This window comes from Mycobacterium bulgaricum (genome assembly GCF_041287165.2).
GTDB lineage: Bacteria > Actinomycetota > Actinomycetes > Mycobacteriales > Mycobacteriaceae > Mycobacterium > Mycobacterium bulgaricum.
The window spans coordinates 153,958-164,956 of sequence record NZ_JBGGKV020000010.1 but is presented as its reverse complement, the minus strand read 5'-3'; the positions used below and the strand labels follow the sequence as shown (position 1 = coordinate 164,956).

Sequence of the window (10,999 nt, the reverse complement as noted above, 5' to 3'; positions counted from 1 at the left end):
TGCACGAAAGCGTGAATAACGTTGGCGCACAACGAATTACAGGTACGGTAGGCAGGAGTCATCAGTGCGACAGCGGCGTCGCGTCCCGGAAGGTGCGCGCGAGTCGCGCGCCGGCGTTACGCTCCTGCCGATCAGCCGGGCACCCGGGGGCGATGTTAAAGGTCGACTAGCCGACCTTTGGCGGAAGCCTAAGGGCTGCACGGTGCGGTGTCCAGTCATGCGCACCGGCAACCTCATCTGTAACAGCGGTCCGGCTCTGTTCGATAGATCACACACAACGGCGACGATGGGAGACGGCGTGGGCATGGTGCTGGGGTTGTCACTGACCTCCGACGATGTCGTCTGGGTGTTGGTCGACGAAGCCGACGGCACCGTGATCGACCACGACGTCATCGAGATCCACGACGATGCCGAAATGGCGGGGGTCGCCGCCCGCGGTGCCCACGCGATCGCGACAAACGGTGGTCTTGACGTCGTCCGCGTCCGGCTCACCTGGTGCGACGACGTGGCGAAGGAGGGTCTGCGGTTGCATACCCGCCTGGGCGCCTGCGGTTTCCGCGTGGTCGAGGCCGTTCCGTTCATTCGCGCCACCGCCGTGATGGTGCATCCCGACACCGAGCCGGGGCTCGCTCTGGCCTACGGGGCCGCGGTCGCCACGGTCGATCCGAGCGAGGCGGTCACCGTTGCCCTCCCTCGGCGAGATTCGGCCCGACGCGGCCTCTCCCGTCATCGCATCGCGGTGGCGGTTCTCGGCGCTGCCGCCGTCGCGGCCCTCGGCGGCTTGCTGCTCTCGTCGGGTTCGGTGCCGGCGGTCGAACAGACCGCCACCGCCGCCGCGTCTGCACCCCTGCCCGACCCGGGCTGGGTCGCCGTGCCCGCCCCCTCCGACAGCGCGGCCAACACCGTCCGCAAGTTCGTCGAGCCCTCCGAGGACGCCGGCGAGGCCGACCGGCCGCGAGCGGCCGTCCCGGTCCGCCAGGTCCAGCCCGTCGCACCCGCGCCCGTCGCGGTGCCGGTGGCGGCCGCCCCGACCGGCGTCCCCCACCTCCCCGAAGGTGTCCCGCATTTCGCGGCGCCCGCCCAGGTCCCGGTCGTGACGCCACCGGTGGACGGGGTGACGGCAGCGGTGCCTGCGGCAACCCCGGTGACCGAAGCGAGCCCCGTTCCCACGGCGGTCCCCGTCTCGGAGGCAGCTCCGACCGGCGCGCCGCACCTGCCCGAAGGGCAACCGGAACTCCCGTCCGCCCCCGAGATGACAGATCCGGCAATTCTGTTCAGTGCGCTGCCCTGAGAGGTTAACCTCGACGCCGTGACGGCGGTGACGCACCAACTCGAAACCGGCAACAGCGTCGTGGACCGCGCCCGCGGGCTGCGCGACCTGGTCCGTGAACAGGCGGCCGCGTCGGAGCGTGACCGCACGCTGACCCCGGCGCTCGTCGAGGCGTTGTGGTCGAGCGGGCTGATGTCGGCCTTCAACCCGGAGGCGGCGGGCGGCGTCGAGCCGACATTCACCGAGATGATCGAAACCTGGATCGAAATGGCTTGGCAGGACGGGTCATTCGGCTGGGTCGGAATCGCGAACCTGCCGTCGTCCTTCGCCGCGGCGGCCTACCTCCCCGACGCCGGATTCGCCGAGGTGTTCACCGCCAACGACAACCACGTCACCATGGGCGGACAGTTCTTTCCCAACGGCCAGGGGATCGCGGTCGACGGCGGGTACCAGCTCACCGGATCGTGGAGCTTCGGCTCGGGAACCGGCCACGCCGAGTACGTCGCTGCCGGGTTCTTTCCCATGGTGGACGGCGAGATGCAGTGGGTGAGTGAGGGCGTGCCCGACATGCGGGTCGCCGTCGTACCGCGCGCCGATGTCCAGTTCCACGACGGCTGGCACGTGCAGGGGTTGAAAGGCACCGGCTCGTACGACTACGCCATCAGCGACGTGTTCGTGCCGCACGACCGCACGTTCGCGCTGTTCACCCGCGAACCGAAGCGGGGGACATCGGCGGCGATGCGGATGGGAATGATGCCCGTCACCGCGGCGGGCCATGCCGCATGGGCGCTGGGTGTCGCCAAGAGCATGCTCGACGACGTCGCCGAGTTGGCCGAGACCAAGTACCGGATGAGCGACATGGCTGCGCTCGCCAGCAGGCCGACGTTCCAGAAAGGCCTCGCCCACCACGTCGCGGCGTGGCGCGCGGCGCGGCTGCTGGTGCTCGATGCGTTCACCACCGCCGAGGCGGTCGTCGGCGGGGGAGGCGAGCTGACCCCGACGCTGCGCGCCGACATGAGGGTCGCGGCGGTGTTCGCCACCGACACGGCGCGCGCCTGCGCCGAATGGGCTCATCTCGTGGCGGGAACGTCCTCCATCCGGGAGGGGAGCCGGCTCGAACGGGCCTTCCGCGACATCTACACCGGAACGCAGCACGCCTTCATCAGCGAGAAGGTCGCTATCGACGCCGCGCAGGTGTGGCTCGGGATCGTCGAGGACCAGTTCGGGCTGTAGCGCGCTCAGTTCACGATCTCGCGCAGGTAGCGCCTGCCCGCCAGCAGATAGCAGCCGATGGCGACCAGGTGCATCACCGGGACCACGCACAGCAGCGCCCGACCCAGTGACATGGTGCCGAGATCGGACTTCAGCGCATCGCTGATCAGGCCCGTCACGAACGGGCCCACCGATCCGAGGATCGCGCTGAAGAACAGGAAGATCGCCGACGCGGTGGCCCGCTGCTCGGCGGGGACCAGCCGCTGGATCGCCGCGATCGACGGGGCCATGTAGGCCGTGCCGACGACGTAGCTCAGCGCGATGAAAACCACGGCCAGGAGCGGACTTTCGACGATGAAACCGAGGGTCGAGAACGGAATCAGCACCGCGGTCATCAGCGCCACCAGCCACAGCAGCCACCGCGGGTCCACACTCGACAACCGGTCGGCGACCTTTCCGACGACGAGCAGCCCCAGGATGCCTGCCACGCCGCTGGCGATGCCGTACTGGATGCCGACATCGCCCAGGGACATCCCTCGGGCACGCATCAGGAACGCGGGCGCGAAGGTCGTCACCGCATACCCCGCAACCGAGATCGACGCCGCCCCCGCGACAATCGCCAGATAGCTGGGTTTACGCAAGATGTCCCACCATCGTGCCGAAACCTGCTGGGATGCGGCCGGATCGGCGAGTGGACTCTGCCTGCGGCCGGCGACGGCGAGCACAATGGGCACGAACGCGACGCTGATCGCGCCCATCACCACGAACGCCGTCCGCCAGCCGAGCGCCTCGGCCAGCAGACCACCGCCGATCAGGCTGGCGGCGCTGGCCAGCGGAATGGCCAGCGTGATGACCGCCAACGGAGCGGCGCGGCGCTCGGGCGCGAAATTGCGGGCGACGTAGGCGTGCGCGGCCGGCGTCGACCCGGCTTCCCCGACGGCCACGCCGACCCGGGTCAGCGCGAGCTGGAACCCGGACTGCACCGCGCCGCCCAGCATCGTCATCGCACCCCACAACGACAGGCAGCCGGAGATCACCAGCCCGTAGGCGCCGCGATCGGAGATGCGCGCGATCGGAATGCCGATGAGCGCGTAGACCGCCAGGAATCCGAAGCCGTTGATCACGCCGATCGCGGTGTCCGACAACGCCAGATCCTCGCGGATCGGTTCGGCGAGCACGGCAGGCAGGAATCTGTCCGCGTAGTTCAGGGTGCCGACCACCGCGAGGACCGAGACGGCCGCCCATGCGCGGCGCGGTGGGTGGGTTTCGCTGCTGGTCTCGGCGGCCGCCGGTGCCGACATCAGATCTCCTTGCTGACCATGCGTTACAGGCGGCTCCCAGAATGTCATGCGCGGTGTACGCGGGAGAGGCAAACCGCCGACCGGGGTTACCGCGCAGCCGTCTCGTTATATATGCTAAGTACTCGCCTGTTTCCGACGTGGGAGCGATGTGACGACCTTGATCAAGAGCACACTGTCCGCTGCTTTCGTGGCGGGTGGGCTCGCTGCGGGAATGCTGGGTCTCGGCGGTGCCTCTGCGGGCGCGCAACCGGCCCCGCCGCCACCGGTTCTCGGGGAGGTGCCACCCGCATGGGCCCCGCCGAAGCCCGCCGAGGTCTGGATCGGGCAGCCCGTCGTCTGGAATTCCGCCTGGGGCGGGCGGTGGGGCGTCTGGATCAACGGCGGCTGGATCTCGCTGACGTCGAATCCCGTCACCGGCGGCGGCTGAGCTCGATGAGCGACAGCCTCCGGATACCTAGCTGCGCTTTATACTCACCGGGGGATTCGCGCACCCCGATCGACACTTCGAGGCAGGAGCAACGATGACCGGACTGAAGAGTCGCGCCATGCGAGTGGGTCTGGGCATCCTGGGTGCCACCGCCGTCTGTTTCGGCACCGCCGGGCCGGCGGCAGCCGACTCCACCGAGGACTATCCGATCCCGCGCCGCATCATCCACACCACGTGTGACGTCGAGCAGTACCTGGCCGCGGTGCGCGACACCAACCCCGTGTACTTCGAGCGCTACATGATCGACCGCAGCAACCGGCCCGCCGACGTGCAGCAGATGGCATTCGACCGCATCCACTGGTTCTTCTCCCTCGACCCGGTCGGGCGCAGGCAGTACTCCGAGAACACCGCCACCAACGTCTACTACGAGCAGGTCGCAACGCGCTGGGGCAACTGGGCCAAGATCTTCTTCAACAACAAGGGCGTCGTCGCGCATGCCACCGACGTCTGCATGAACTACCCGCGGGGCGACATGTCCGTCTGGAATTGGGTCGTCCGGTAACTAACTCTTGACGCCGACCGTGATGAGGTCGGAGATCGGTGTCCACACCGGACGCCGGACGCGATGCTGATCGTCGACGGTGAATCCGGCATCGGTGAACATCGTCCGCATCTCGTCGGGGTCCGGCGCGTGCGACGGGTTGAGGCGGTTCGCCGAGAGCCATCGGATGGGAACACCGGGCAGTCGCTGCTTCGGGCTGAGTGTCGCCACCGCTGCGAAGCCTCCCGGGGCCAGCACCCGGAAGAACTCGCGCAGCGCCGCGGGTTGATTGAACCAATGGAACGCCGAGGTCGTCACGACCGCGTCCAACCCGGCGTCCTCAAACGGCAGCTGCTCGGCCGGCGCGGTGCGCCACTGAACCCTGCTCGAACGGCGGCCGGCCTGCGCCAGCATCCCGTCGGACAGGTCGACGCCGTAGACAGCTTCGGGGTGCAGCTCGCGTTCGATCCGGTCTGCGAGAATGCCTGTGCCACAACCGACATCGGCAACACGGCGCGACCCATGGGCACCCAGCAGCGCGATCATCTCGTCCTGCGGCGGGCGGTACACCCACTGCTGCACGAGCGCCGTGTCATAGATCGGCGCGGCGAAACCCCAAAATCCGGTGACCGCTTCGTTGAAGCCTCTGCGGCTGGGCGGATTCAGCGCTGCGCCTGACCCAGAATCGGCAGCTTGTCCGGGCAGTACGTGCGCAGCGCCGCGGCGAGGAACTTGTACGCCTGTTCGGTCGTCGCGTCCTTCTCCAGCTGGTTGTGCACGAAGGCCGCCGACGCGAACACATCGGGATCAGTGCCCATCGTGATGCGCTTGCACGCGATCTTGCCGATCCAGGCGTTGTAGTCCTTCTGGCCGTAGATGCCGTACGTGTTCAGCTCGTTGGCGAACGCGGTATCCGGGTCCGCCGCGGCGGGCGCCGCGGTGCCGAGCGCCCCCAAGGACACAGCCGCTGCGGCGACACCGATCATGAGGCGCTTCATGCCCTCACTCCTTCCGACGGATCCGATTGCAGCCCACCAGGTCTCGGCCAGGGAGCGGGGACAGGACGGGTGCGCACCCGCTGCGGCCACCAGAACCACGGCCCCAGCAGCGCGGCGATGGACGGGGTCATGAACGCTCGAATCACCAACGTGTCGAACAGAAGACCCAGACCGATCGTCGTACCGACCTGCCCGATGACGGTCAACTCGCTGACCGACATCGACATCATGGTAAGCGCGAAGACCAGACCTGCGGCCGTCACGACCGAACCGCTGCCGCCCATCGCGCGGATGATGCCGGTCCCGATGCCCGCGTGTATCTCCTCTTTCAACCGGGAGACCAGCAGCAGGTTGTAGTCCGCACCGACGGCCAACAGGATGATCACCGCCATCGCGAGCACCATCCAGTGCAGCTCCTGGCCCAGGATGTGCTGCCACAACAGCACGGACAGCCCGAACGATGCGGCCAGGGAAAGCACCACGGTGCCGACGATCACCGCCGCGGCGACGACCGCCCTGGTCAGGATCAACATGATGATGAAGATCAGGCCCAGCGCCGAGATGCCCGCGATCAGCAGGTCGTAGTTGTTGCCGTCCTGCATGTCTTTGAACGTCGCCGCCGTACCGCCGAGGTAGACCTTCGAGCCCTCCAATGGAGTGCCCTTGATCGCCTCCTTGGCGGCCGTCTTGATCTTGTCGATCTTGGCCACGCCTTCTGGGCTCAGCGGGTCACCCTCGTGGGAGATGATGAAGCGCACCGCGTGGCCGTCGGGGGACAGGAACTGCTCCAGGCCGCGCTGGAAGTCTGCGTTCTCGAAGATCTCCGGCGGCAGATAGAACGAATCGTCGTTCATCGAGTCGTCGAACGCCTCGCCCATGGCGTCGGCGTCCTCGGACATCGCCGCCATCTGGTCCTGCTGACCCTTCTGCGACTGATACATCGTCAGCATCATCGTGCGCATGGTCTTCATGGTCTCGATCATCTCGGGCATGAGCGCGACCATCTGCGGCATCAGGGTGTTCAGCCGGCGCATGTCCGGCAGGATCTCCCGGAAGTCGTCGGTCATGACGTTGATGCCGTCGAGCGTGTCGAACACCGATCGCAGCGCCCAGCACACCGGGATGTTGTAGCAGTGCGGTTCCCAGTAGAAATAGTTGCGGATCGGCCGGAAGAAGTCATCGAAGTTCGCGATGCTGTCGCGGAGGTCTTCGATGTCGGTCAGCATGTTCTCCATCTTGCCGACCATGTCGTTGGTGATCGACGCCATCTGCGCGGTCAGGCCCGACATCTTCTCCATCGTGGCGATGGTGTTGTTCATCTCGTCGGCCTGGACGAGCATGTCGGCCATCCGGTCCTGCATGTACTTCTCGTTCAGCCGCTGCGTCGTGCCCTGCATGCTCATCTGGAACGGGATCGACGTGTGCTTGATCGGCTTGCCGTCGGGCCGGGTGATGGCCTGCACGCGGGCGATGCCCTCGACCCGGAACAGCGCTTTGGCGATCTTATCGATGACGAGGAAGTCCGCCGAGTTGCGCATGTCGTGATCGCTTTCGATCATCAACAACTCGGGGTTCATCCGGGCCTGGTCGAAGTGTTCGTCGGCGACCGCGTAGCCCTCGTTGGCGGGCAGGTCGGCAGGCAGATAGTCGCGGTCGTTGTAGTTGGTCTTGTAGCCCGGCAGCGCCAGCAGGCCCACCAGCGTCACCGCCATCGTGGCGATCAGGATCGGACCCGGCCAACGGACCACCGCGGCACCGACCTTGCGCCAGCCGCGGATACGCATGGCGCGCTTGGGTTCCAGCAGCTTGCCGAAGCGGGTGGCGATGCTGATGATCGCGACCATCAGCACGACACCGGCCATCACGACGACGAACATGCCGATCGCCAACGGGACACCCATGGTCTGGAAGTACGGCAGCCGCGTGAAGCTCAAGCAGAACGTCGCACCCGCGATGGTCAGGCCCGAACCCAGCACGACGTGAGCCGTGCCGTGGAACATCGTGTAGTACGCGGTCTCTTTGTCCTCGCCGAGGGCGCGCGCCTCCTGATAGCGGCCTATCAGGAAGATCGCGTAGTCCGTGGCCGCGGCAATTGCAAGCGTCACCAGTAGGTTCGTCGCGAACGTCGACAGGCCGATGATCTCTGTGTGGCCAAGGAACGCGACGACGCCCCGCGCGGTGGCCAGGGACAGCACCACCATGACCAGCGTGATGAGCACCGTGACGATCGACCGGTACACCAGCAGCAGCATCACGATGATGACGGTGAACGTGGCGGCCTCGATGAGGCGCATGCTGCGGTCGCCGGCGATGTGCTGATCGGCGGCCAGCGCGGCCGGACCCGTGACGTAGGCCTTGACGCCCGGCGGCGCCTCCAGGCTGTTGACGATGCCCTGGACGGATTTCACCGACTCGTTGGCGAGTGCCTCGCCCTGATTGCCCGCGAGCTTGACCTGGACGTAGGCGGCTTTGCCGTCGTTGCTCTGCGACCCCGACGCGGTCAGGGGATCGCTCCAGAAGTCCTGAACGGATTGCACGTGCGCGGTGTCGGCCTCGAGCCGGTCGACGAGTTCGTCGTACCACGCGTGCGCCTCGTCGCCGAGGGGCTGCTCGCCCTCGAAGACGATCATCACGGAGCTGTCCGAATCGCCCTCCTCGAACAGCTCGCCGACCTTCTTCATCGAGATCATCGACGGTGCGTCGTTGGGGCTCATCGAGACGGCCTGGGCCTCACCGACCGCCTCGAGCTGGGGCACGAAGACGTTCAGGCAGACGATGATCGCGACCCAGACCACGATGATCGGCAGGGCGAACAGCCGGATCATCCGCGGGATGAACGGGCGGTGCGGCTGGCGCGCCGCTGGAAATTCGTCGGTGCGGGCGTCGGAAACTGGTGCGCTCATGCGGATTTCACAAAACAGAAGGTCTGGGCGTTCAAGCCGTCGGTCGTGCGCTCGTCCTTCAACTCGTCATCGACGTAGATGCGGCACGTGATCGACCCGCTGTCACCCTGGGCCACGATATTCGGGGCCGCCGACGGCTCGGTAGTCTCCAGCGTCAGCGACCAGGGGAGCGCGGCACCGTCGACCCGCTGCGGCTTCGCATCCAGGTCGAGGTAGTTGACGTCGGCATAGGTGCCGTTGCCGACGACCTCGTAGCGGACCACCTTCGGATCGAACGGCTCGGGCAGGTCGGCGAAGTTGCGGGGCGTCTCGATGATTCCCTCGGCGCCGAAGAAGGTACGAATGCGTGCGACCGTGAGGCCTGCGACGACCACGACGACGATGATGAGTAGCGGCAGCCACACCTTTTTGCCGATTGTTAACACGACTGCTGACCCCGCGAAGTGGCGCGCATGTGACCCCTGGATTTTCGAGACTGATGTTCTGCTGATCGTAACTTAGCGCGTTTAAGTTCTCATCCAGCGACAGATTAGCTCAAGCGATTGTGTCCCTGCTAACTCGTTTTCGGCAGGCGCGATCCAGGTCACAATGTGACGCTTGCGGTAGGCGACGCAGCGCTGTTAGACATAGCGACAGCCCAATGCTGAGCGGTTGCACAGTCGACGAGGAGCGTGCACCAATGACCGTGCTCTCTGAGCCTTCTCCTGGAGCGGCCGACCTCTATTACGACCCCTACGACCTGGCGATCACCGCCGACCCCTACCCAACCTATGCGCGCCTGCGCAACGAGGCACCTCTTTATTACAACGAGCGCCACGACTTCTGGGCATTGTCCCGTCACGCCGACGTCGAGAGGGCGCTGCTGGAGTGGGCGACCTTCTCCAACAGCCGCAGCGACATCCTCGAGCTGGTGAAGTCCGACTTCGCCATGCCCAAGGGCGTGATGATGTTCGAGGATCCACCCGCACACACCATGCTGCGCGGCCTGATGTCGCGGGTGTTCACGCCCCGGCGCATGGCCGAGATCGAAGACCAGATCCGGCGATACTGCATCAACTGCCTCGACCCGCTGGTGGGGTCGGACGGATTCGACGTCATCGCCGAGCTCGCCGCGATGATGCCGATGCGGGTGATCGGCATGCTGCTCGGCATCCCGGAGTCAGAGCAGGTCTCGGTGCGCGACGCCAACGATGCGAACCTGCGCACCAAACCCGGTGCCCCGATGAAAGTCGCCGACCCCGACAGGATCGCCGACGGACGCATCTATGCCGACTATGTCGAATGGCGTGCGGCCAACCCCTCGGACGATCTGATGACGGCACTGCTGAACGTCGAATTCACCGACGAGCACGGCGTCGAGCGCAGGCTGAAACGCAAAGAGGTCCTGCACTACACCCAGGTGGTGGCAGGCGCGGGTAACGAGACCACCGGCAGGTTGATCGGCTGGCTGGCCAAGGTGCTCGCCGAGCACCCCGACCAGCGCAGGCAGATCGTCGAAGACCGCACCTTGCTGGGACGCACGATCGACGAGACCCTGCGCTTCGAACCCACCGGACCGCACGTCGCGCGCTATCTCGTACGGGATTTCCAGTACCAAGGCACGACCGTGCCGGCCGGCAGCGCATTTCTGCTGCTGTTCGGTGCCGCCAACCGCGACGAGCGCCGATACCGCGATCCCGACACATTCGACATCCGCCGCGACAACATCAGCCACCTGACATTCGGCAAGGGGCTGCACTACTGCCTCGGCGCCAACCTGGCGAGGCTCGAAGGCCGCGTCGCCCTCGACGAACTGCTCAACCGGTGGCCGGAGTGGGACATCGACTACGCCACCGCCCGGCTCGCCCCGACCTCCACGGTCAGGGGCTGGGAGCACCTACGGATGCTGGTCGGCTGAGGTGTCCGGCGCTTCCGTGCCCGGGCCTGCGTCTGCACCGGAGTCCAGGACGCTGACGGCGATGCCGTAGGGCAGGAAACGTACACGGCGCCGGGGATCGGTGTTGTTCTTGTTGGCCCGCAGCGCGTCCAGCTCCGCCGGGTACACCTGCTCGATGTGCGCTCCGCCCGCCTCGTCGATCGTGTAGATCGCCCAGACCCCGTCGCCGGCCTCGCCGGTGGTCTCGGGCCGGGGACGCGGACGCGACCCGCGGGAGAACTCGTCGAACAACGTCGACCAGCCCGCCCGCTCACCGGGGGTGCTCACGAACCGGCCAAGACCGTCGAGCGCCTCTTTCAATCCTTCGCCTGCTTCGCGGACGACACGGTCGAAATCCTCGGGATCGAATCCGAAGGGGCCGTTGCTCCTGCTCATGGTGGTCCTCCTCAGGCCGCGCGGAAACACAGCGGT

Annotated in this window: 11 protein-coding genes; 5 read left to right on the top strand and 6 right to left on the bottom strand. The window is 66.6% G+C overall.

The window, feature by feature from the left end; genetic code table 11:
* Positions 1-286: 286 nt before the first annotated feature.
* Entirely contained in the window at positions 287-1,291 is a 1,005-nt protein-coding gene (locus ACAG24_RS23220) for a DUF7159 family protein (protein WP_370474736.1), read from the top strand.
* A 27-nt stretch (positions 1,292-1,318) separates the two neighbouring features.
* Entirely contained in the window at positions 1,319-2,503 is a 1,185-nt protein-coding gene (locus ACAG24_RS23215; RefSeq protein ID WP_370474787.1) for an acyl-CoA dehydrogenase family protein, read from the top strand.
* 5 nt (positions 2,504-2,508) lie between these two features.
* On the opposite strand, the gene ACAG24_RS23210 is transcribed toward ACAG24_RS23215, so the two are convergent.
* Complete coding sequence (locus tag ACAG24_RS23210) at positions 2,509-3,783, bottom strand: spinster family MFS transporter (RefSeq protein WP_370474735.1); 1,275 nt, start codon at positions 3,781-3,783, stop codon at positions 2,509-2,511.
* 211 nt (positions 3,784-3,994) lie between these two features.
* Between ACAG24_RS23210 and ACAG24_RS23205 the strand changes: the two genes are divergently transcribed.
* Both ACAG24_RS23205 and ACAG24_RS23200 read left to right on the top strand, forming a co-directional pair.
* Entirely contained in the window at positions 3,995-4,210 is a 216-nt protein-coding gene (locus ACAG24_RS23205) for a hypothetical protein (protein WP_370474786.1), read from the top strand.
* Positions 4,211-4,304: 94 nt separating this feature from the next.
* Positions 4,305-4,772 (top strand): DUF5078 domain-containing protein, encoded by a 468-nt coding sequence (locus ACAG24_RS23200; RefSeq protein WP_370474734.1) that lies wholly within the window; start codon positions 4,305-4,307, stop codon positions 4,770-4,772.
* Here the strand turns inward: ACAG24_RS23200 and ACAG24_RS23195 are convergent, their stop codons facing one another.
* The 4 genes from ACAG24_RS23195 to ACAG24_RS23180 are packed head-to-tail and all read right to left on the bottom strand — an operon-like array spanning position 4,773 to position 9,077.
* Complete coding sequence (locus tag ACAG24_RS23195; RefSeq protein WP_370474785.1) at positions 4,773-5,417, bottom strand: class I SAM-dependent methyltransferase; 645 nt, start codon at positions 5,415-5,417, stop codon at positions 4,773-4,775.
* The gene (locus ACAG24_RS23190) at positions 5,414-5,749 is read right to left on the bottom strand and encodes a DUF732 domain-containing protein (RefSeq protein WP_370474733.1); all 336 of its coding nucleotides are present in this window, start codon (positions 5,747-5,749) and stop codon (positions 5,414-5,416) included. Before ACAG24_RS23190 ends, ACAG24_RS23195 begins: the two co-directional genes overlap by 4 nt.
* On the bottom strand, positions 5,746-8,652 hold the full coding sequence (locus ACAG24_RS23185; RefSeq protein WP_370474732.1) for an MMPL/RND family transporter: 2,907 nt from the start codon (positions 8,650-8,652) through the stop codon (positions 5,746-5,748). Before ACAG24_RS23185 ends, ACAG24_RS23190 begins: the two co-directional genes overlap by 4 nt.
* On the bottom strand, positions 8,649-9,077 hold the full coding sequence (locus ACAG24_RS23180) for an MmpS family transport accessory protein (protein WP_370474731.1): 429 nt from the start codon (positions 9,075-9,077) through the stop codon (positions 8,649-8,651). Before ACAG24_RS23180 ends, ACAG24_RS23185 begins: the two co-directional genes overlap by 4 nt.
* A gap of 254 nt (positions 9,078-9,331) precedes the next feature.
* Between ACAG24_RS23180 and ACAG24_RS23175 the strand changes: the two genes are divergently transcribed.
* Positions 9,332-10,549 (top strand): cytochrome P450, encoded by a 1,218-nt coding sequence (locus ACAG24_RS23175; RefSeq protein ID WP_370474730.1) that lies wholly within the window; start codon positions 9,332-9,334, stop codon positions 10,547-10,549.
* Here the strand turns inward: ACAG24_RS23175 and ACAG24_RS23170 are convergent.
* Positions 10,529-10,963 carry an Rv0313 family protein gene (locus ACAG24_RS23170; protein WP_370474729.1) on the bottom strand — a complete coding sequence of 145 codons (435 nt, stop codon included), beginning with the start codon at positions 10,961-10,963 and terminating at the stop codon, positions 10,529-10,531. The genes ACAG24_RS23175 and ACAG24_RS23170 overlap by 21 nt on opposite strands.
* Positions 10,964-10,999 lie beyond the last annotated feature (36 nt).

Bases quoted from the DNA above. Each gene is read 5' to 3' on its own strand.
- ACAG24_RS23220 (WP_370474736.1), top strand. From the start codon at position 287: ATGGGAGACGGCGTGGGCATGGTGCTGGGGTTGTCACTGACCTCCGAC.
- ACAG24_RS23200 (WP_370474734.1), top strand. From the start codon at position 4,305: ATGACCGGACTGAAGAGTCGCGCCATGCGAGTGGGTCTGGGCATCCTG.
- ACAG24_RS23185 (WP_370474732.1), bottom strand. From the start codon at position 8,652: ATGAGCGCACCAGTTTCCGACGCCCGCACCGACGAATTTCCAGCGGCG.
- ACAG24_RS23190 (WP_370474733.1), bottom strand. From the start codon at position 5,749: ATGAAGCGCCTCATGATCGGTGTCGCCGCAGCGGCTGTGTCCTTGGGG.
- ACAG24_RS23205 (WP_370474786.1), top strand. From the start codon at position 3,995: ATGCTGGGTCTCGGCGGTGCCTCTGCGGGCGCGCAACCGGCCCCGCCG.
- ACAG24_RS23170 (WP_370474729.1), bottom strand. From the start codon at position 10,963: ATGAGCAGGAGCAACGGCCCCTTCGGATTCGATCCCGAGGATTTCGAC.
- ACAG24_RS23210 (WP_370474735.1), bottom strand. From the start codon at position 3,783: ATGTCGGCACCGGCGGCCGCCGAGACCAGCAGCGAAACCCACCCACCG.
- ACAG24_RS23175 (WP_370474730.1), top strand. From the start codon at position 9,332: ATGACCGTGCTCTCTGAGCCTTCTCCTGGAGCGGCCGACCTCTATTAC.